Raw genomic sequence first — 21,755 nt, 5'->3', positions numbered from 1 at the left:
ACAGATTGAAACGAGGCTTATTTATGCTGGCAGTTGTATCCGCCGGGATTGCTCCAGGCTTAGCATTGTTGTCATACTTCTATTTAAAGGACACTTTTGAGAAAGAACCCATAGCATATGTATTTAAAATATTCTTGTTTGGAGCTTTGCTTGTGTTTCCTCTCATGTTCATCCAATATGTGATCCAGCTCGAACTGGGTGTTACCTCACACTTTGTAAAAGCTTTTCTCCTTTCCGGGCTGCTTGAAGAGTTTTTCAAATGGTTTATTCTTATATATCTTGTCTATCAAAACCTTCATTTTGATGAGCACTATGATGGAATCGTATATGGTGTTGCGGTCTCACTAGGCTTCGCTACAGCAGAAAATATTCTTTTTCTCATTGCCAATGGGGTGGAACTGGCATTAGGAAGAGCTGTTCTGCCAGTATCAAGTCATGCCCTATTTGGAGTAATAATGGGGTACTATCTTGGTAAAGGAAAATTCTCTTCCAATATTAGAAAAAAAAGATTATGGATTTTGTTATCGTTGTTTACACCTTTTTTCTTACATGGTATGTACGACATGATTATTCTCTCCCAAAAATATTGGGGCCTTTACATGGTGCCTTTCATGGTTTTTCTATGGTGGTTAGGCCTGAGAAAAGTGAAACTTGCCAACACAGTGGAAATATAGCTTGCAAAAAAAGTTAGTAACTATAACTTTTTTGTGGGCTTATTTTTTTGTCTAAAATCCTTGTCGCATTAAATCCATTTTATGGAATACCTCTTTTCTCCAAATGACCCTGTATAAAATACCAATATCTACGGAAAATACATTGTAACAATTGTTTAAAGAAGTCAAAGGAGGAAATGTAAGGTGAAACGGTTACTGATAATTTCATGTATGTTTCTTTTTAGCACATGTATGTTATTTTCGATAAATCAAACCTCTGTAGATGCCTTTTCTGAGCAGATTATCCAGAAAGGCGCCACAGGGAATGATGTCGTCGAATTGCAAGCCCGCCTTCAATACAATGGATACTACCACGCTAGAATTGATGGAGTATATGGTTGGACTACATACTGGGCTGTAAAGAACTTTCAGCAGGAATTCGGTTTGGACGATGTAGATGGACTGGTTGGTCCAAAAACAAAAGATATGCTTAAAAAATCAACCAAATTCTATAAGGATTGGGTGCATCAGCAAATCAACTCCGGAAAACGCTTCACGCATTACGGTGGGATGGAACTGAAATACCAGGTTGAACCTTCCCAAGCAACCACAGAAAAAGCGAAGCAGGGTGCAACCAGCCAATGGCAGCAGCAAAAGAAACAATATCAGAAGCAAGAACCGGCAAAACCAACACCACAAAAGGGACCAGCTAAGCCGGAACCTCAGGGACAACCGGGACAGGAACAACAGCCTGCACCTGAACAAGAACAACCGGCACCACCTGAGGAGCAACCGGCCCCACAGGAGCAAGAGCCTGCTCCTGTACCTGAAGAGCAACCAGCGCCTGAAGAGCAACCAGCAGAGGACGAAGGAGATGCTCAGAGTGCGACGAATATGCCAGGTGGTTTCTCTGAAAATGACATTCAATTGATGGCAAATGCGGTTTACGGTGAAGCTCGAGGAGAACCTTATGAGGGGCAGATTGCGGTTGCTGCGGTTATCTTAAATCGCATCAATTCACCAACATTCCCGAATACCGTATCAGGCGTGATTTTTGAGCCGCTGGCATTTACGGCGGTGGCAGACGGCCAAATCTGGTTGACCCCGAATGATACGGCTAAACGGGCGGTAGTCGACGCCATTAATGGAATGGATCCATCTGAAGGGGCGACATACTACTTTAACCCTGATACAGCGACAAGTGGCTGGATATGGGGACGTCCTCAAATCAAACGGATAGGAAAGCACATTTTCTGTGACTAATAAAGAGGGTGAAAAATTATGTTGAGACTTGTAATAATCGCTGTTTTAGCAATTGCGGTAGCAGGAACAGGGTATTGGGGTTATCAAGAGCATCAAGATAAAAACGCAGTCCTCATCAATGCGGAGAATAACTATCAACGTGCTTTCCATGATCTTGTCTACCATGTGGACCTGCTCCATGATAAGATAGGAACGACTTTGGCAATGAGTTCAAGAGAACAGCTCTCTCCATCTTTTGCTGAAGTATGGAGAATTACATCCGAAGCCCAAAATGACGTAGGTCAGTTGCCATTAACGCTCCTTCCTTTTAATAAAACAGAAGAGTTTTTAACAAATACTGGTGATTATACTTACCGAGTTGCAGTAAGGGACCTAGACAAAAACCCTTTATCGGAAGAAGAATATGGTACCCTGCAGACGCTTTACCAGAAATCAGAAGAAATTAAGCAGGAGCTGAGAAGAGTTCAAAGCATGGTTATGAGCAATAACCTGCGTTGGATGGATGTGGAACTGGCACTATCAGCAAAAGATCAGCCACAAGATAATACAATTATTAATGGATTCAAGACGGTAGAGAAAAATGTGGAAGGGTATGATGAAGCGGACTTCGGACCGACATTCACTTCCATGAATCAAAAGGATAAAAACTTTAGCCAACTTTCCGGTAAAACAATAACAGAAGAAGATGCAAAGAAAATTGCAGATAAATACTTGGAGCTTGAAGGAAATGAAAAGATTACAATCACTGAAAATGGTGAAGGCTCTGAATTCGGGTTCTATAGTTTGAAAATAGTTGATAAAAATCAGCAGGACACCTATATGGACATAGCTAAAAAAGGTGGAATCCCTATTTATCTGGTGCAAGATAAAGAAGCAAAAAAGAAGAACATAAGCCTGAATGAAGCGACGGAAAAGGCGAGAAATTTCTTAAAACAGAATAAATTCGATACACTGGATTTATATGAAAGTGTTGAGTACAACAAGCTTGGAATCTTCACATTTGTCTCTAACGTGGATGGAGTGAGAATCTACCCCGATGCCATCAAGATGAAAGTAAGTTTGGAAACCGGTGAAATTGTCGGCTTCTCTGCGAAAGATTACCTGATGTCACACCATTTGCGTGAAATTCCTGAACCGGGTATTTCGGTCCAGGAAGCAACAGACAAAATCAATGACAAAGTAATGATTATGGAAGACTATATGGCCATCATCAACAATGATCTTGGGGAAGAGGTCCTATGTTATGAGTTCCTAGGAACGATAGATAATGACACATATCAGATCTTTATCAATGCGAACGATGGACGCGAAGAAAAGGTGGAAAAACTTAAAAACCCGGAATTGCTATATGATTTGTAATAAAATGGAGGAAAAGTCAAAATTGGCTTTTCCTTTTTTTCGTAAAGTGGTTTAATAGGTATAAATAGAAAAAAATAGCAAGTTACAGGAACAACGGGGTGCAAGGGAGGCAATTTTTTGTTGAAGCCAGGGGTCGTATTAACACTACAAGTTCGAAATGATGATAAAGTGGAAAAATATAGATGTAAAGTACAGGAAGTAAAGGATAAGGAATTTTATGTGGACTATCCATCCCATTATGCAAATGGAAGAACTACATATATTTTAAACGGTACGCAACTGCTTATTTCATATGTCACAGAAGAGGGTGTTGCATACACATTCGAAAGTGAAGTGCTCGGTAGAATAAAGCAAGCAATACCGATGATGCAATTATCTTTTCCGGGTTACGATCAAGTGGCAAAAGTGCAACGAAGACAGTATGTGAGGGTTGAAAGCAATATTGATGTATCCATTCATCCGCTTTCACTAGACTTCCGCCCCTTCATAACGGTCACCCACGATATCAGTGCAGGTGGAGCCGCAGTGATTCTGCCAGACAATACCACATTACCCGAAAAAGAGCATGTACTGACAACATTTGTCCTTCATCTTAATAACGGAGAAACGCATTATATCAAGCTGAAAAGTAAAGTGATTAGATTGGTGGAAGCTCACAATAAAAGAGTAAGGGCTTCTCTTCAATTTGATTCAATAAAGGAACATGAAAGGCAAATAATTATGAAGTACTGCTTCGAACAGCAGTTATTACTAAGAAAAACAAATGTCTAAGCATACTTTCTTCCATATTCATCCATACTAGGATTAACGATACAGATATGGTGAAGGTGGAAGAGAAGGTTATGAAAAGAATGGAAAGAATAATCATTAAACTGATAGTCATCCAGTTAATATGTATGATATGTGCTCAAGGTCTGCTCCTATATACCGATGCTGCCCCATTTTTAAGTAAAGTGATTCAATATGAAGGGGTAGGCGGCATGAAGATTATGGAACATATAGAAACATTCGACCAAAGTAGATGATTATGATAAAATATAAGTGAGATAAAACGGTGGAATTGCAGGGGTGCCCTGCTTTTTTCATGTAAAAAAAGATTTGAAATCAGGAGGAACTATGAAACAATTATTATCAGTAGCAATTGACGGCCCGGCAGCGGCAGGTAAAAGTACAGTAGCGAAAATCGTAGCTGACAAATTAGGATATTTATATATCGATACAGGTGCAATGTACAGAGCAATTACATTCCAGGCTATTAGACATGATGTGAACTTGGAGGATGAAAAGTCTTTGCAGCAATTGATTGAAAAGATGGAAATAGATTTGCGTGCTACAAATAACCAGACACAGCACGTGTACATAAACGATGAAGATGTAACAGAACAGATCCGTACACATGATGTGACAAACAATGTTTCCATTGTCGCCAAACATAAAAGTGTTCGCGAGGAAATGGTTGCAAGACAACAAATTCTTGCCAAAAAAGGCGGGGTTGTAATGGATGGTAGAGACATAGGTACCCATGTTCTTCCTGAGGCTGAAGTGAAAGTGTTCCTACTTGCATCTGTCGATGAAAGAGCACACAGAAGACATGCGGAAAATCTTTCCAAGGGCTTCGATTCTGACCTGGAGAAATTGAAGCTTGAAATAGCAAGACGTGACAAACTAGATTCCGAGAGAGAAATTGCCCCGCTGCAAAAAGCGGATGATGCAAAAGAAATTGATACGACCTCTTTATCTATTGACCAAGTAGTAGGGAAAATTATGGAGTTGGTTGAACAGACGGAAAGAGCAGAACGCCCATGACTTTCTACTCATTTGCGAAGTTCCTTGTTTCTGTCGTATTAAAGCCTATCTATCGCATTGAAGTGATCGGGAGTGAAAATATACCTAAAGATGGCCCCGTTCTTATATGTTCGAACCATATTGACAATCTTGATCCGCCTATTGTAGGTATTACATCCCCAAGAACCGTCCACTTCATGGCTAAAGAAGAGATCTTCCATGTGCCTATCCTGAAAACCATTTTACCAAAGGTGCATGCCTTTCCTGTTAAAAGAGGAATGAGTGACAGAGAGGCACTAAGAAAAGCTTTAAAAGTTTTAAAAGAAGGACATGTGTTAGGTCTTTTTCCAGAAGGAACCAGAAGTAAAACCGGAGAGATTGGGAAAGGATTGGCAGGTGCGGGCTTTTTCGCACTCCGATCAGAAGCGACAATCGTTCCATGTGCAATCATTGGTCCATACAAAAAATTCCAACCATTGAAAGTGGTATATGGAAAGCCGGTTGATTTTACCGAGCCGAGAATGAATAAAATTTCTGCAGAAGAAGCGACATTGTTGGTAATGGACTCCATAAAGGAACTTATCGAAAAAAACAGATAGTTTAAGAGTTTTGACTTGACAAAATGTACTATTTATTAGAAGTTAGTAGAAGGAAGCTTAATTTGTAGGAATATGTTAAGGTGCATTTCTGCAAATTAATACTCGGCAGTTCTAATTGATCTGTCCAATCAATCAAGTAAGTTAACATCCGTTAATTTATGAATTATTACACGAAACGAATGCAACTTTTGTTAAGTACGTATGCTTAGGCTCTAGCCTGCATACTTACGTAACGTCTACCGTTACTTACATAAATAATGGATTAGCTGGTTTGTATGGAGGAGGTAATAATGATGGTGGAAGACATGAATCAAGTAGAAGTTAACAATTTAGAGGTTGGCAACAAAGTGACTGGAACAGTTACAAAAGTAGAAGAAAAGCAGGTCCTTGTATCAATTGAGGGCAGTAAGTTAGATGGAATCATTCCGATAAGCGAACTTTCCAGCCTACATGTGGAAAAAGCGACAGATGTGGTGGCAGAAGGTCAAGAGCTTCAACTTAAAGTGACAAAGGTGGAAGAGGAACTGCTTGTTCTATCCAAGAAAGCGGTAGACGCTGACCTTGCTTGGGAAGACCTTCAAAAGAAATTTGAATCAAAAGAAGTTTTCGAAGCTGAAATCAAGGATGTTGTAAAAGGCGGACTTGTAGTGGACCTTGGAGTACGTGGGTTTGTTCCCGCTTCGTTGGTGGAAAACTACTTTGTTGATGATTTCTCCGACTACAAAGGAAAAACATTAACTTTTAAAGTGGTGGAACTTGAAAAAGAGAAAAATCGTGTCATTCTATCCCATCGTGCAGTGGTGGAGGAAGAGATGCAGAATAAAAAGCACCAATTGCTTGATACTATTGAAAGTGGACAGGTGCTGAAAGGTACTGTACAACGTATAACAGACTTCGGTGCATTTGTTGACATCGGTGGTGTGGATGGATTGGTTCACATTTCCCAGCTATCCTACGAACATGTAGGGAAGCCTTCTGATGTAGTGACAGAAGGGCAAAAGGTGAACGTTAAAGTCCTTTCCGTCGATCGGGATAATGAAAGAATCTCTTTATCTATTAAAGAGACATTACCTGGGCCGTGGACACAAGTTTCAGAAAAGCTATCTGCAGGCAGCGTAACAGAAGGTGTTGTGAAACGCCTGGTTTCCTTTGGAGCTTTTGTAGAAGTACTTCCTGGAGTGGAAGGTTTGGTCCATATTTCTCAGATATCCAACAAACATATCGGTACTCCGCATGAAGTTCTCACTGAGGGTGACAAAGTCCAAGTGAAGGTATTGGATGTCAATGAAGCTGACCAAAGAATTTCCTTGAGTATCCGTGAGCTGGAAGAGCCTGAAGAAGAAGAGGACTACAGCAAGTATAACCAATCAGAAGATTCCGGTGGATTCCAACTGGGCGAAATGATTGGGGATAAACTGAGTAAGTTGAAGAAATAATAAATGCTAAAATAGCATTGATTTATAGAAAACGTAGCTGTTGATTGGAGCACAGGGCGAAGACTCCAACGGGAGGTAGCACTTAGCGGAGACCCCGCAGGCAAAGCCGAGGAGGCTCCGCAAGTGCCCCGTGGAAAGCGTAGACCTGTGCGGAAATCAACAGCGGCGCTCAATGGAGCCAGAACTAAATAGCAGTCAAAATAATTATAATGTCTAGGTGATAATCGGTGAGCAGAGCACAAAGAAAAATGGACCATATTCAGCATGCATTAACAACAGGACAGTTAAGACAGACCGGTTTTGACGATGTTATGTTCGTTCATCAAAGCTTGCCTGACCGCGCCGTTACTGACATACAATTGAATACGAAAATAGGCGAACTTACTTTAAGTTCGCCTATTTTTATCAATGCTATGACAGGCGGCGGCGGAAGTGAAACATTGGAGATTAATAAAGGTTTGGCTGAGGTTGCAAAAATATGTAACATCGGTCTGGCTGTCGGGTCTCAAATGTCGGCAATAAAAGATAATGATGAGGCAGCCACTTATGAAGTGGTAAGAAAAGTAAACCAAGATGGTATCATTTTCGCTAATTTAGGAAGTGAGGCAACTGTTGATCAGGCCATGCGTGCCGTGGACATGCTCAAAGCAAATGCTATGCAGATTCATTTAAATGTCATACAGGAGCTTGTCATGCCTGAGGGAGATCGCGATTTTTCAGGAGCACTTCGTAGGATTGAGCGTATTGTCAGTGCCTTGCATGTACCAATAATTGTAAAAGAAACCGGATTCGGAATAAGCAGAGAAACTGCAAAGCAACTATTTGATGTAGGGGTATCTGTTGTGGATGTCAGTGGATTTGGTGGCACCAACTTCTCAAAGATCGAAAACGAACGTCGTACCAGCAGAATGGAGTTTTTTGATAACTGGGGAATCTCTACAGCCGCATCCATTGCGGAGGTGAAAAATGCATTACCTGATAGGCCTATTATCGGTTCCGGTGGTATTCAACGTCCAATGGACATAGCTAAAGCGATAGCTTTGGGGGCATCGGCTGTCGGTATAGCGGGTTATTTCCTCAAAGTGTATATAGAAGAGGGGCAAGGTGCTCTTGTGAAGCTAATTCATCAAACGCATGATGAATTGAAGTGGATGATGACTGCGCTTGGTGCTTTAACAATTGAGCAACTTCAGCAGGTTCCATTGGTGATCAGCGGTGAAACTTTTCATTGGTTGAATCAGCGTAAAGTGGATTGTACTATCTATAGTAATAGGTTTATTGAAGAATAGACCGCAAAAAACATCGTCTTTATCCTAGTTATAGGATGAAACGATGTTTTTTTTTATAGTGGTCTTTACTTATTTCTTTCTCGTGCTTCATCTGGACCTTCCAGACTCGTCGCTCCAGGGTACTTTAGAGATTGATCTCGATCTGACTCTGTTCTCTTTTGGGCTTTGAGTTTTCTTTCTTGTCTATCTTTTCCCATATGATCACCTCTTTTCCAACTGATTGAGGATTATTATTCTCATTTGCATCAAAAACATACTGCCTGCTATGATTAGTAATTCCTCTTTTTAGGCATAATGATTTGGTGAAAGGAGGGATGGTGAAATGGAAACGGCAGGTCTTTATTTTTATTTTCTTGGATGGATAGGGTGGATTATCATAACATTTCTCTTTCCGAAGTCATCTGTGCGTACGTTCCTGTCTTTATTGTTGCTACTGGTAATAGCAGGGTCGGCAACTTATATTGACATATATGGATACAAAGTGAATATTGCATTTCTTTTCCTGATGATTACAGCAATTATATTATTGACAAAAACGTTGAAACAAAAATACTTTCTTCACTATTTCTCCATCTGTACCTTGTCCCTGGCTTATGTATGTTTTGTGATTTTTGAAATTTACGATCCTGTATGGATATTGATTGATAGGACATTTATGCTTTCTTTCATCCTTCTTTACCTATCCTTGCTTTTGTTCAAAGGGAAATTGGAGAGGTTTGTTTTTATGCTTACAGGAGTTTTGCAAGGGGAAATATTGAACAGTTTTGTATTGAATAGCATCTTCTCCTATTCTGTTATCGGCTCTTACGATTTCTTGGCTGTACTATTCCTATCATCTGCAGGTCTAGCCACTTGGATGGTTTTTGAAACTGTTACAGTTTACCTGGATTCGGTCATACAAAAGCGTGTAAGGGAGCGACAAGGATGAATGAATATACGTACCCGATACTATTTGGAGTAATAATAGGCCTTGCTACCAGAATGTATATGTTGGTGACAGATTATCGGCAATATCCTACCTATTTGCACGGGAAAATCATTCATCTATCGCTCGCTTTTATAGCGTCAGGACTTGGGACTATTGCTGTGCCTGCAATTATGGAACAGGAATTTGCCGCAATCACGTTCTTGGCACTTGCAGCCTCCCAATTTCGGGATGTACGGAATATGGAGAGGAATACGCTTGCTGAATTGGACGGTTATGAACTGGTACCTAGAGGTAGCACGTATATTGAAGGAATTGCCATTGCGTTTGAGGGGAGAAACTATTTGGTCATGATGACGGCATTCCTGGCCACTCTCGCATATTTGGCGGTGAACTTCTGGGCCGGTTTGGTTGTGGGGATATCTGCTGCATTGATTTCCCACAAGCTGATGACGGGTGGACAATTGAAGGATATTGTGGATATTGAATATGTGAAACCGCATTTTGAGGGAGCGGGTTTATACGTGGATAATATATATATCATGAATATAGGATTACCTGAACGTCAGAAAGAAGTTCTTCAATATGGTATGGGGTTTATATTAAAGCCCAAGAACTTTAATGCAAGAACTACAATTGCAAACCTTGGTCAAAGACAAGCGATTCTCCACGATATGTCCACGGCTTTAGGGGTATATCGAGACTCGGGAACCCCTGCTCTAGTTCCTTTGGCAAAAAGGGATCTTGATGATGGACGTGTAGGGGTTTTCCTATTGCCGCAGGAACAGGACCTCAAAATCGGCATGGCTATCCTCGAGCGAGTTCCCACGCTGGAAAATGCGATAAGAATGCCTACGAAAAACCTGAAAAAGAAGGTGAAGTAGGATGGAATTCGAAAAGTATATTCTCGCTGTAATTACGACTAATGCAACAAAAATAGCAGGTGGAGCACCAATCTTTACTTGCGAGACAAAAGAGGAAATGGAGTTTGTCGCTGCCAATCTAGAAGCGATTCTAGACGGAATTGCGCATGGGTTGGGTGAAGAGTTATATGTCATAGTCAAGCATTAAGGGATGAAATGCTACTAGTGAAAAAAGTCAGACTTCCTTATTGCACCGAATAATGTTAAACTATTCAAGTTAGACCTTCCTTTTGCAGGAGGGTTTCTTTTATTAGAGATAAAATGATGAATTGATGCTCGTATGAATCAAAAAAGTATTCGAAAACAGCCTTTTGTAAAGACTATGTTTATGACCAAACGATAAGTAGAAGTTCTTAACTTTTGATTGAGAATATTTACATATACATTAGAAAAATGGGAGGGTGGTCACCATGCCAAAGCCAACCGTAGCGATCGTTGGAAGACCGAATGTGGGGAAATCCACAATATTTAACCGAATAGTTGGAGAGAGAATCTCCATTGTTGAAGATGTACCAGGAGTTACTAGAGATAGAATTTACAGCTCTGGTGAATGGCTAAATCAGTATTTTAATATTATTGACACTGGTGGAATAGAAATAAGTGATGCTCCATTTATGACACAGATCCGTGAGCAGGCGGAAATTGCCATTGATGAGGCTGATGTCATCATTTTCATGACAAATGGCCGCGAAGGGTTGACGACAGCGGATGAAGAGGTAGCTAAAATACTTTACCGTTCCAAAAAGCCTGTAGTAGTTGCTGTAAACAAAGTGGACAATCCTGATATGAGAGATACTTTGTATGACTTTTATGCACTAGGTTTCGGGGATCCGATACCTATTTCGGGTTCTCACGGCTTGGGTCTAGGAGACCTACTGGACTTTGTAATTGATAATTTTCCTAAAAATCAAGAGGATGACTATGATGACGATATTATTAAATTCTCTCTGATCGGTCGTCCGAACGTTGGTAAATCTTCTTTGGTCAACGCACTACTTGGAGAGGATCGAGTTATTGTAAGTGACATTGCCGGAACCACTAGAGATGCAATTGACACCCCCTATACGTATGACGGAAAAGATTACGTTATCATTGATACAGCAGGAATGCGTAAAAAAGGGAAAGTGTATGAGACTACCGAAAAGTATAGTGTACTACGTGCGTTAAGAGCGATTGAACGCTCAGATGTTGCTCTTGTCGTAATTGATGGAGAAGAGGGCATCATTGAGCAGGATAAAAAGATTGCCGGCTATGCTCATGAAGCTGGTAGAGGGATCGTAATTGTTGTAAACAAATGGGATGCGGTAGAAAAAGACGAGAAGACAATGAAGGAGTTTGAACAGAAAATCAGAGATCATTTCTTATTCCTTGATTATGCTCCAATTGTTTTCTTATCAGCAAAAACAAAAAAACGTATCCATACCTTAATACCAAAAATTGAAATGGCAAGCGAAAATCATTCCATGCGTGTGGTTACTACGGTATTGAATGATGTGATCATGGATGCAGTTGCCATGAATCCGACACCGACGGACAAAGGTCAACGCCTGAAAATCTACTATGCGACACAGGTTGCCGTGAAACCACCTACCTTTGTCATTTTCGTTAATGATCCTGAACTTCTGCATTTCTCTTACAAGCGATTCCTTGAGAACCGTATAAGAGATGCATTTGGATTTGAAGGAACACCTATTAAACTTATCGCACGTCCACGTAAATAACAGGGAGGAGTGAGTTAGTGAAAAAGGTTGCTGTTTTAGGAGCGGGAAGCTGGGGTACAGCCCTTGCAATGGTTCTTGCCGACAATAATCATGAAGTTCGTCTTTGGGGTCATAAACAAGCTCAGGTTGACGAAATAAACCAGTATCATACGAATGAAAAATATTTAAAAAACATCAAACTATCAGACCGGATTGTAGGCTACACTTCCATGGAAAAGGCAGTCAACGGGGTTGAGGCCATCGTGCTTGCGGTGCCGACAAAAGCAATGAGAGAGGTGTGTCAGCAAGTGAGAGGTTATTTGTCCTCTCCCACCTTGTTTGTCCATGTCAGTAAAGGGATTGAGCCAGATACTCACCTGAGGGTTTCTGAGGTGATTGAAGATGAACTGCCTGAGTCTGTCCGCCTAGCGGTGGTGGTACTCTCCGGGCCTAGTCACGCGGAAGAAGTAAGCCTTAGACAACCTACAACAGTGACTGCTGCATCTTTGGATGTGGAAGCGGCTGAGAAAGTGCAAGATCTTTTCATCAATCAGCATTTCCGTGTTTATACGAATACAGATGTGGTAGGCGTTGAGATTGGCGGCTCTCTAAAAAACATCATTGCTCTGGCAGCAGGTATTACAGATGGTCTCGGGTATGGTGATAATGCAAAAGCCGCTCTCATAACAAGAGGTCTTGCTGAAATAGCGCGCCTTGGCAGTTGCTTGGGTGCGAACCCACTGACATTCCTCGGCCTTACAGGCATGGGGGATCTTATCGTAACATGCACAAGCGTTCACAGCAGAAACTGGCGAGCAGGTAACATGTTAGGAAAAGGGATGAAACTGGAAGAGGTATTGGAAAACATGGGAATGGTAGTAGAAGGTGTACGTACAACAAAGGCCGCCTACCAGCTATCTCAGAAGCTTCAAGTTAAAATGCCTCTGACTTCTGCGCTTTATCATGTGCTCTTTGACGGGGTTGACCCGAAAGACGCAGTAGACGAACTGATGAGCCGATCGAAAACAACAGAACTGGATGACCTGGCACAACTTCTTGGTGACAGAATCTAAATTCAATTTTAAAACGCCACTCCCCACAAAAGGAGATGGCGTTTTTTTCTGGAAAGCCCCGTTATAAAATATTGTAAATTTCACTGAGATTTATAGCTGGTGATTGGAGCATAGGGCGAAGACTCCTACGGGAGGCTCCGCAAGCGCCCCGTGGAAAGCGAAGCCCGGTGCGGAAATCACCAGCGGTGCTCACCAGAAATAAAAAAAGCTGAAGTAAAAGGGGCCATTTTTACTTCAGCATTATATATAAGACTAAATAATCCAATCCCACAGCTCAAACAGTGATATCCTCATTCACATCTTATGCGGCAATTTACATACATGCATCGCCAAATGCCTATTTATCGCAAAAAAGCTTGTAAAAATTATGGATTACTATCTAACGCATCCTCCTATCGTTTCTTCCTTATAAGTTATGCGCTTGTGATGTATGGGTGTTTGTTTACTTTTTTCAAAAATTTGTCCAATTTATGACCCTGGCACATTCTACTACCCTTGTAATGGGAGGGTTGGAGTTTTTTTCATGTTTATCTTATGCTATAATGTTTCACGGAAAAGGAGAGATGAGGATGTCACCTGCATTGATGAAAATGTGGATTTCTTTTGTAGCAATGGGATTCATGTTTATATCGGTTTTAACGGTTTATTTTACTAGATTCAAGGTTAAAAATTCTATTGTAAGAGGGGTATTGAACACGGTCGCTTTTTTGCTGATCGTCCTATCTGGGCTTATTATCTTCTATGTGGTATTCAGTGGTCCCGTTCCCGAACAATAAGATATAAAGGCTTTGTAAAGAGCTTGGATAAATAATGGAGGAAGGAATAAATTATGACATTAAATAGGTTCTTCCTACTAGTAGGAATGATGGTAGTGAGCAGTGTGCTATCAGGTTGTTTATACCCTCAAGATCGTATGAAGCAAAACCAGGTGCCATATATAGATCAGTTGGAATCCGTCCAGTCCTCAGTAGATCAATATCGGGAATCCACCAGTGGTCTGTTGCCAATAAAGGACAGAGACATGGATACACCGATCTATCAGAAGTACCCTATCGACTTTAATAAACTTTCACCAAGGTACATACAAGAGCCTCCAGGAACGGCATATGAGAGTGGTGGAGTTTATTTATATGTGCTCGTGGATGTGGAGGACGATCCAAAAGTTAAACTGATTGATTTAAGGGTGGCTGAGCAGATACGTGATATTAATATAAGGATTGATATGTACAAACGTTCAAACAATGGATATGCGCCCATTAAAGAAGTAATAAATGACAATGCATTTAAAATAGATTGGGAGAAACTAGGCTATTCAACAGAGCCATATGCGGAAAGTCCAATCTCAGGAAAAAACTTGCCTTTCATTCTTAATAATGCCGGAGAGGCGCAATTGGACTACTCTATTGATTTATATGATTTCTTGCAAAATCACGAACATGACTATAAACAAGGTGATGACATACGTGATATCATCGTGGACAACTCTGTTTTTGTGCCTGCATATTCCTTGCCATATACCCTGGATGAGAATAATGAACCAGTGATTTCAAAACCTGAATAGAAAAATTGTCATGAACCCTTCTTTAGAGAATACATTCTAAAGAAGGGTTTTTGTTTTTGGTGAAAAACGAATTCCCCCTACTAATCTGAAGAATATTTGAAGGCTCAGTCAACCACCGCTGTTGATTTCTGCACCTGGCTTCGCTTCGTGCTTCAATCAACTGTTAGGTAACTATAACTACAGTGATTTTAGGATTGCCATTGTCATTGAAAATAAAAAAGGATAACCCGGGATGAATTTTCTTATAAATATTAGTCATATTTAATTAGGACAACATCATACACATATAGTGTCATAGATTATATCCTTACTAGAAAATGTAAATCCCAAGATAAATGTCGGGAGGGAATCACTTGGAAAAAGTAGATATTTTCAAAGATATCGCTGAACGGACGGGCGGCGATATATATTTAGGGGTCGTAGGAGCTGTTCGTACAGGGAAATCAACATTCATCAAAAGGTTTATGGAGTTAGTGGTTCTGCCGAATATAGGAAACGAGTCTGATAAAGCTCGTGCTCAAGATGAGTTACCGCAAAGTGCAGCTGGAAAAACGATCATGACAACAGAGCCTAAGTTTGTACCTAACCAGGCAGTAAAGGTTAAAGTAGATGAAGGCCTTGATGTGAATATTCGTCTTGTAGACTGTGTGGGCTATACAGTTCCGGGTGCCAAAGGATATGAGGATGAAAATGGCCCAAGAATGATCAATACACCTTGGTATGAGGAACCGATTCCGTTTCATGAAGCAGCGGAAATCGGAACAAGAAAAGTAATTCAGGAGCATTCTACAATTGGTGTTGTCATTGCTACAGATGGTTCCATCGGAGAAATTCCACGCAGGGACTACATTGAAGCGGAAGAAAGGGTTGTGGAAGAATTAAAAGAAGTCGGCAAACCCTTTATCATGGTAATCAACACCGTACAACCGCACCACCCTGAAACAGAAGCGCTGAAACGTGAACTCTGCGAAAAATATGATATTCCTGTCATAGCAATGAGCGTTGAAAGCATGAGGGAGTCTGATGTTTACAATGTTTTAAGAGAAGCATTATTCGAATTCCCTGTACTTGAAGTGAACGTTAACCTTCCGAGCTGGGTGATGGTACTCAAAGACAATCACTGGCTACGTGAAAGCTATCAGGAAGCTGTAAAGGACACTGTGAAAGATATCAAACGTCTGCGTGACGTGGACAGAGTGGTAGGTCATTTCAGCGAATACGAATTCATTGACCGTGCCGGTCTGGCTGGAATAGAAATGGGGCAGGGGATTGCAGAAATCGATCTATACGCTCCAGACGACCTGTATGATCACATCCTGAAAGAAGTGGTAGGGGTGGAGATCAGAGGGAAGGATCATCTATTGCAATTGATGCAGGATTTCGCCTATGCCAAAGCGGAATACGATCAAGTATCGGATGCTTTAAAAATGGTAAAACAGACTGGTTACGGCATTGCATCCCCGGCTTTGACCGATATGAGTCTGGAAGAACCGGAAATTATTCGACAAGGCTCAAGATTCGGGGTCAGATTAAAAGCTGTGGCGCCATCAATTCATATGATCAAAGTCGATGTCGAGTCTGAATTTGCGCCAATCATCGGAACGGAAAAGCAGAGCGAGGAGCTTGTTCGCTATCTGATGCAAGATTTCGAGGATGATCCATTATCCATCTGGAACTCCGATATCTTTGGACGGTCATTAAGCTCCATTGTAAGAGAAGGAATTCATGCAAAAATCTCTCTGATGCCTGAAAATGCAAGATATAAACTGAAAGAGACGTTGGAAAGAATCATAAACGAAGGCTCTGGAGGTCTCATTGCAATAATTCTATAAAAAATGATGTCGAATATGTTTGATAGCTTCCCGGCTGTGGTATAAAACACAAATGGGAAGCTTATTTTTGTTGTTGATATAAAGAATGACTTGATATCAAGGGCATTCTTATGTTAATCTACAATCAGAAAATCTTCTCTTAAATGGCGAAATATTCCTCTAAACGTAGTTTTTTGCGAGAAATTTGTTGAAATCTAGTGTTTAATGGGTTAATATAAGCCTAGTTACAAGATTAAGCGATTCTATCATGTATAGAATCAATCAAAATTGTGAACAAATGTTAATACTAAAGGCTTTTACTAGACTAAAACAGGATTTTGGTCTAGAATAGCGATTAACTCCCTTGGGAGGAGGTGAATGGCATGAACAAGACAGATCTAATCAATGCAGTTGCTGAAGCGAGTGAACTTTCCAAAAAAGACGCTACTAAAGCAGTTGATGCTGTTTTCGATACAATTCTTGACGCACTTAAAAACGGTGACAAAGTACAATTAATCGGTTTTGGTAACTTTGAAGTACGTGAACGTGCTGCGCGTAAAGGTCGTAACCCACAAACTGGGGAAGAGATCGAAATCGCTGCAAGCAAAGTACCAGCTTTCAAACCTGGTAAAGCACTTAAGGATGCTGTGAAATAATTGACAGCTACATAGTCAAATGAATGTCATCTTAAAGAGGCGCATAGTTTGCGCCTCTTTATTTTTGCTTTTTAAAAAAAACTTATGCTAGAATCACATTACAGCCATTTAAGGGGTAATGTAGGAGGATAAAGGACATGACAGAAGTAAATAAAGCTCAAATAGAACAGGCAGTACGAATGATCCTGGAAGCTATCGGGGAAGATCCTAATCGTGAGGGCTTGCTAGATACACCTAAACGAGTGGCAAAAATGTACACGGAAGTATTTTCAGGGTTAAATGAAGATCCGAAAGAACACTTCAAAACAGTATTTGGAGAAGCGCATGAAGAATTGGTGTTGGTAAAGGATATCTCCTTCTTTTCCATGTGTGAACATCACTTGGTCCCATTCTTCGGAAAAGCGCATGTAGCATACATACCTAAAGGCGGAAAAGTTACCGGATTGAGTAAACTTGCACGTGCAGTGGAGGCGGTTGCAAAACGACCTCAGCTTCAAGAAAGAATCACATCAACGATTGCAGAGTCCATGGTAGAATCGTTAGATCCACATGGTGTGATGGTAGTCGTAGAAGCAGAACATATGTGTATGACGATGCGTGGCGTAAAGAAACCTGGAGCCATGACCATCACTTCTGCAGTTCGTGGTGTTCTGGAAAATGATGCAGCAGCAAGAGCCGAAGTACTATCACTGATCAAAGGCTAGAAATAATCGATAAAGAACCAAGGAGGATTGTCATGGGTCAAACAAATTCGAACGATTTCATTGTAATAAAGGCGAAGGAAGATGGAGTAAGTGTAATAGGTTTAACACGTGGAACGGACACTCGTTTTCATCATTCTGAAAAGCTTGACAGGGGAGAAGTGATGATAGCCCAATTTACCGAGCACACTTCCGCCATCAAAATCAGAGGAAAAGCACTCATTCAATCTTCCCATGGAGAAATGGAAGCAGACTGACAGATGTTAAACTGTGTATAATTTCAAGCGATGAAGCAGATGAATATTTATTTCTCTGCTTTTCTTATTATCTATTCCATACCGGGTTAAACTAAAGAAAGATAGCCCATTTTAACAATATGTTTCACTAATGTGCTATAATTAACTTTGTCTATTTTAGTTAGGCTTAATTCGCCTGAGCGGACACAGCCTTCAGTCAAGAAAAGGGAACAAGGGTGGTCTTTAGTGAGTCATAAACATATATCCATAATAAAAGAAAAACTACATAATCTGATTACACATCCATATTTAATAAAACATATTGAATACCCTATCATAGATGAGGATAAGTTGTTGCTCCTCTATTCAGTCCTGGAATCCATTGAGATGTCCGAGGAAAAAAAAGAACAATACATATTATCCACCATGCTTGTACAAATCGCTCTTGATACCCATGATATGGTTACAAATGCGAAAGCTGACCAGTTGGAAGAGGACGACGCGAAAAGCCGACAACTAACCGTTCTTGCTGGAGACTACTATAGTGGTCTGTACTACAGGTTGTTGGCAGATGTTAATGACATCTCCATGATAAAAACATTGGCCCATTCGATTAAACAAATAAATGAACATAAAATTGCCTATTACCAAAAAGAACTAGAAGGCATTGAAAATTTGATGGATAGCCTGGGGAAGATTGAATCATCTCTGATCCAGTCCGTTTCCAGTTACTTTTCCGACTCGTTACTTAAAGATTTGAGTGTCAACTTTTTATTATTAAAGCGCTTAATTCATGAACGGAAAAGTTTTTGCCAAGAAAAATCCTCCTTCCTTTTTGAAACTTTAAGGCGCATTGCCTTTTCAAAAGGGGAAAAGAATGACCCGTCAAAGGACCAGGAAACATATATGCTATACCTGATGGACAGATATATCGATCATGTGAAACGGACAATCGAGCAATTGACTCATTCAATTCCCAAAATGAATAATTTATTAGAATCAAGAATACAAGAACTTTTCTATGAGATACCATTTTCATCGAAAAAGTACGCGGAAGAAGGGTAAGCCATGCAACATCCATCCAAAGAAGAGCGAGTGCATAGTGTTTTTGAAAAAATATATAAAAACTATGATAAAATGAATTCGGTCATTAGCTTTCAACGTCATGTAGCATGGCGGAAGGATACGATGAAAAGAATGAACGTGAAATCCGGATCCAAAGCCTTGGACGTATGCTGTGGTACTGCAGACTGGACTCTAACCATGGCGGATGCAGTTGGCAAGAACGGCAAAGTGGTGGGGCTGGACTTCAGTGAGAACATGCTTTCCATCGGACAGGAAAAAGTCAAAGAATTAGGTGTTGATAACATAGAGCTTATTCACGGTAATGCAATGGCACTTCCATTTGAAGATAACACCTTTGACTATGTGACCATCGGCTTTGGATTACGGAATGTTCCTGACTATTTTCAAGTCCTGAAAGAAATGTACAGAGTAGTCAAGCCTGGAGGAAAGGTCATCTGCCTGGAAACGTCACAGCCAACCATGCCCGGCTTCCGCCAAGTGTATTTCCTATATTTCCAATATGTAATGCCGATGCTCGGAAAAGTATTCGCCAAAAGCTATAATGAATACGCATGGCTACATGAATCGGCAAAAGACTTTCCTGGAATGAAAGAACTGAAAGAAATGTATGAAAAAGTAGGTTTCCGACCTGTTGAGGTGAAGGCTTATACCGGTGGAGTTGCTGCCATGCATTTAGGAATTAAACCTAGAAAATAGTTTGTAAAGGTGACCTACATGAAATTAAAGATGATGTATTCCTTTTTAAATAATGATTTGCAAATAATTGAAGATGAACTAGAAGCCACTATCCAGACGGAGCGGGCTTTACTTCAGGAGGCTTCATTGCATCTGTTGCAAGCAGGCGGAAAAAGAATCCGCCCTGTTTTTGTTCTGTTGGCTGCTAAGCTTGGAACGTACGATATCCATAAAATCAAGAATGTAGCTGTGGCATTAGAACTCATACATATGGCTTCCCTCGTTCACGACGATGTCATTGATGATGCAGAGTTGCGACGCGGAAAAGCGACCATCAAAGCCAAGTGGGATAACCGAATTGCCATGTACACTGGCGATTACATTTTTGCAAGATCTCTTGAACTGATGACCATGGTAGACGATATAGAGGCGCACCGAATCCTTTCGCATACTATTGTAGAGCTGTGTAAAGGTGAAATAGAACAAATTAGAGATAAGTATAATTATGATCAGAATCTGCGGACCTACCTGAGAAGGATTAAAAGGAAGACAGCCATACTTATCGCAGTCAGCTGTCAGCTTGGCGCCATTACGGCAAGTGTTCCTACCTCAGTTCATAATAGCCTGTACTGGTTCGGCTACTATGTGGGAATGTCATTTCAGATTACCGATGACATACTCGACTTCACCTCCACCGAAGAACAACTCGGTAAACCTGCTGGGAGCGATCTCCTGCAAGGGAATATTACCCTTCCCGTTCTTTATGCAATGGAAACTCCAGTCTTGAAAGATAAGATACGGAGAATACACGAGCACAGTGATGCCAAGGAAATACAAGAAATCATAGATCTCATCAAGGAATCGGACGCAATTGACCGTTCCTTTGCACTTAGTGACCGCTATTTGGAGCGGGCTTTCAAAGAGCTTGAAAAACTCCCTAACGGCCTTGCCAAACGGACATTCAATAATGTAGCAAAATATATCGGGAAACGGAAATATTAGGACCATTTTCGTGAACTTTGTAAAATATTACGATAATTCTCCATCTTCTGTTGCAAGACGGTAAAAACCGTGATATATTTTGGGAGGTTAGGGTTTACCTAACCTTACATAATTGTAATGGGGTGGAGAAATTATTATGGAAAAAACATTTTTGATGGTAAAGCCTGATGGCGTACAGCGTAACCTTGTTGGGGAAATCGTTTCTCGTTTTGAAAAAAAAGGATTCCAACTTGTTGGTGCTAAATTAATGCAAATTCCTACCGAATTGGCAGAAGAGCACTACGGTGAACATAAAGAGCGTCCTTTCTTCGGAGAGCTTGTAGACTTCATCACTTCCGGTCCTGTATTCGCAATGGTTTGGCAGGGTGAAAATGTAATCGCTACCGCGCGTCACATGATGGGTGCAACAAACCCTAAAGATGCAGCTTCTGGAACAATCCGCGGTGAGTACGGTGTTACAGTTGGCAAGAATATTATCCACGGATCTGACTCCTCTGAAAGTGCAGAGCGCGAAATCGGTCTATTCTTCAAAGGTGAAGGCCTTGTGGAATACAAAAGAGACGTTGACAACTGGATTTATTAATCCGATAAATTGAAAACGCTTTAACAGGGACACCTTTCTCATTTTGAGGGAGGTGTTTTTTAAAAAAGATAAGAAAGCATATAATTCTGTTGGTTTCCGTTCCAGGCGCTTCGCTTTCCAGTGGGCGGTCCGGGAGCATCCTCGGCAAGCCTGCGGGGTCTCCCCTGTCCCTTCCTCCCACAGGAGTCTGCGCGCCTTCCACTGCAATCAACAAGGTGATTTCATTCATCGAAAGGCTAACTAAAAAACTATCTTAAAGAGATGACTGGTTTCTAGCTGTGGATTGGAGCAAATGGCGAAGACTCCTACGGGGGAGAAGCGACAATCTTGAGACCCCGCAACGAAGTGAGGAGGCTCAAGGTCGCCCCGTGGAAAGCGAAGCCATTTGCGGAAAGGAACAGCGGCGATTAACCAATCAACTGTAATTTTTTTGCTATAA

The 21,755-nt window shown here is 40.9% G+C and carries 25 protein-coding genes; 24 read left to right on the top strand and 1 reads right to left on the bottom strand.

The window, feature by feature from the left end; translation table 11 throughout:
• The first annotated feature begins 23 nt into the window (after nt 1–23).
• The 9 genes from prsW (at nt 24) to fni (ending at nt 8,384) form a co-directional block, all read left to right on the top strand.
• On the top strand, nt 24–674 hold the full coding sequence (prsW, locus tag AB685_RS02640; protein WP_047968984.1) for a glutamic-type intramembrane protease PrsW: 651 nt from the start codon (nt 24–26) through the stop codon (nt 672–674).
• A 210-nt stretch (nt 675–884) separates the two neighbouring features.
• Nucleotides 885–1,916, top strand: coding sequence for a cell wall hydrolase (locus AB685_RS02635; RefSeq protein WP_047969705.1), 1,032 nt, complete (start codon nt 885–887; stop codon nt 1,914–1,916).
• Nucleotides 1,917–1,934: 18 nt separating this feature from the next.
• Nucleotides 1,935–3,275, top strand: coding sequence for a germination protein YpeB (gene ypeB, locus AB685_RS02630; protein WP_047968983.1), 1,341 nt, complete (start codon nt 1,935–1,937; stop codon nt 3,273–3,275).
• A 117-nt stretch (nt 3,276–3,392) separates the two neighbouring features.
• Nucleotides 3,393–4,046, top strand: a complete 654-nt coding sequence (locus AB685_RS02625) for a flagellar brake domain-containing protein (protein WP_047968982.1) — start codon at nt 3,393–3,395, stop codon at nt 4,044–4,046.
• 71 nt (nt 4,047–4,117) lie between these two features.
• The gene (locus AB685_RS02620; protein WP_047968981.1) at nt 4,118–4,300 is read left to right on the top strand and encodes a YpfB family protein; all 183 of its coding nucleotides are present in this window, start codon (nt 4,118–4,120) and stop codon (nt 4,298–4,300) included.
• A gap of 91 nt (nt 4,301–4,391) precedes the next feature.
• On the top strand, nt 4,392–5,081 hold the full coding sequence (gene cmk / locus AB685_RS02615) for a (d)CMP kinase (RefSeq protein ID WP_047968980.1): 690 nt from the start codon (nt 4,392–4,394) through the stop codon (nt 5,079–5,081).
• Nucleotides 5,078–5,659 carry a lysophospholipid acyltransferase family protein gene (locus AB685_RS02610; protein WP_047968979.1) on the top strand — a complete coding sequence of 194 codons (582 nt, stop codon included), beginning with the start codon at nt 5,078–5,080 and terminating at the stop codon, nt 5,657–5,659. Before cmk ends, AB685_RS02610 begins: the two co-directional genes overlap by 4 nt.
• Before the next feature lie 293 nt (nt 5,660–5,952).
• The gene (rpsA, locus tag AB685_RS02605; protein ID WP_047968978.1) at nt 5,953–7,095 is read left to right on the top strand and encodes a 30S ribosomal protein S1; all 1,143 of its coding nucleotides are present in this window, start codon (nt 5,953–5,955) and stop codon (nt 7,093–7,095) included.
• A gap of 227 nt (nt 7,096–7,322) precedes the next feature.
• The gene (fni, locus tag AB685_RS02600; RefSeq protein WP_047968977.1) at nt 7,323–8,384 is read left to right on the top strand and encodes a type 2 isopentenyl-diphosphate Delta-isomerase; all 1,062 of its coding nucleotides are present in this window, start codon (nt 7,323–7,325) and stop codon (nt 8,382–8,384) included.
• 65 nt (nt 8,385–8,449) lie between these two features.
• Here fni and AB685_RS30100 read toward each other — a convergent pair whose 3' ends face one another.
• Nucleotides 8,450–8,581, bottom strand: coding sequence for a YpzI family protein (locus tag AB685_RS30100; protein ID WP_064497390.1), 132 nt, complete (start codon nt 8,579–8,581; stop codon nt 8,450–8,452).
• Nucleotides 8,582–8,706: 125 nt separating this feature from the next.
• Here AB685_RS30100 and AB685_RS02595 point away from each other — a divergent pair, with 125 nt between their 5' ends.
• The 15 genes from AB685_RS02595 to ndk all read left to right on the top strand — a co-directional run bounded on the left by AB685_RS02595 (nt 8,707) and on the right by ndk (nt 21,316).
• Nucleotides 8,707–9,312, top strand: a complete 606-nt coding sequence (locus tag AB685_RS02595) for a hypothetical protein (RefSeq protein WP_053073702.1) — start codon at nt 8,707–8,709, stop codon at nt 9,310–9,312.
• Nucleotides 9,309–10,193 carry a YIEGIA family protein gene (locus tag AB685_RS02590; protein ID WP_047968976.1) on the top strand — a complete coding sequence of 295 codons (885 nt, stop codon included), beginning with the start codon at nt 9,309–9,311 and terminating at the stop codon, nt 10,191–10,193. Before AB685_RS02595 ends, AB685_RS02590 begins: the two co-directional genes overlap by 4 nt.
• 1 nt (nt 10,194) lies before the next feature.
• Complete coding sequence (locus AB685_RS02585) at nt 10,195–10,380, top strand: hypothetical protein (protein WP_047968975.1); 186 nt, start codon at nt 10,195–10,197, stop codon at nt 10,378–10,380.
• Nucleotides 10,381–10,642: 262 nt separating this feature from the next.
• Nucleotides 10,643–11,953: a ribosome biogenesis GTPase Der gene (der, locus tag AB685_RS02580; RefSeq protein ID WP_047968974.1), complete on the top strand. Its 1,311-nt coding sequence runs from the start codon at nt 10,643–10,645 to the stop codon at nt 11,951–11,953.
• 17 nt (nt 11,954–11,970) lie between these two features.
• Nucleotides 11,971–13,005 carry an NAD(P)H-dependent glycerol-3-phosphate dehydrogenase gene (locus AB685_RS02575; RefSeq protein WP_047968973.1) on the top strand — a complete coding sequence of 345 codons (1,035 nt, stop codon included), beginning with the start codon at nt 11,971–11,973 and terminating at the stop codon, nt 13,003–13,005.
• A 569-nt stretch (nt 13,006–13,574) separates the two neighbouring features.
• A complete protein-coding gene (locus AB685_RS02570; protein WP_047968972.1) occupies nt 13,575–13,781 on the top strand; it encodes a DUF2768 domain-containing protein in 207 nt (68 codons plus the stop codon).
• Between the two features lie 53 nt (nt 13,782–13,834).
• The gene (locus tag AB685_RS02565) at nt 13,835–14,566 is read left to right on the top strand and encodes a hypothetical protein (RefSeq protein WP_047968971.1); all 732 of its coding nucleotides are present in this window, start codon (nt 13,835–13,837) and stop codon (nt 14,564–14,566) included.
• 353 nt (nt 14,567–14,919) lie between these two features.
• Nucleotides 14,920–16,398, top strand: coding sequence for a stage IV sporulation protein A (gene spoIVA / locus AB685_RS02560; protein WP_047968970.1), 1,479 nt, complete (start codon nt 14,920–14,922; stop codon nt 16,396–16,398).
• A gap of 362 nt (nt 16,399–16,760) precedes the next feature.
• Nucleotides 16,761–17,033 (top strand): non-specific DNA-binding protein Hbs, encoded by a 273-nt coding sequence (gene hbs / locus AB685_RS02555; RefSeq protein WP_010193643.1) that lies wholly within the window; start codon nt 16,761–16,763, stop codon nt 17,031–17,033.
• A 137-nt stretch (nt 17,034–17,170) separates the two neighbouring features.
• Nucleotides 17,171–17,737, top strand: a complete 567-nt coding sequence (folE, locus tag AB685_RS02550; RefSeq protein WP_047968969.1) for a GTP cyclohydrolase I FolE — start codon at nt 17,171–17,173, stop codon at nt 17,735–17,737.
• Nucleotides 17,738–17,769: 32 nt separating this feature from the next.
• Entirely contained in the window at nt 17,770–17,991 is a 222-nt protein-coding gene (gene mtrB, locus AB685_RS02545) for a trp RNA-binding attenuation protein MtrB (RefSeq protein ID WP_047968968.1), read from the top strand.
• A 225-nt stretch (nt 17,992–18,216) separates the two neighbouring features.
• Nucleotides 18,217–19,035 (top strand): heptaprenyl diphosphate synthase component 1, encoded by an 819-nt coding sequence (locus AB685_RS02540; protein ID WP_047968967.1) that lies wholly within the window; start codon nt 18,217–18,219, stop codon nt 19,033–19,035.
• Between the two features lie 3 nt (nt 19,036–19,038).
• The gene (locus AB685_RS02535) at nt 19,039–19,752 is read left to right on the top strand and encodes a demethylmenaquinone methyltransferase (RefSeq protein ID WP_047968966.1); all 714 of its coding nucleotides are present in this window, start codon (nt 19,039–19,041) and stop codon (nt 19,750–19,752) included.
• Between the two features lie 18 nt (nt 19,753–19,770).
• A complete protein-coding gene (gene hepT, locus AB685_RS02530; protein WP_047968965.1) occupies nt 19,771–20,733 on the top strand; it encodes a heptaprenyl diphosphate synthase component II in 963 nt (320 codons plus the stop codon).
• A gap of 136 nt (nt 20,734–20,869) precedes the next feature.
• A complete protein-coding gene (gene ndk, locus AB685_RS02525; RefSeq protein WP_047968964.1) occupies nt 20,870–21,316 on the top strand; it encodes a nucleoside-diphosphate kinase in 447 nt (148 codons plus the stop codon).
• The last annotated feature ends 439 nt before the right edge of the window (nt 21,317–21,755 follow it).

The organism is Bacillus sp. LL01, assembly GCF_001037965.1.
This window is presented reverse-complemented; position numbering and strand designations above follow the sequence as displayed.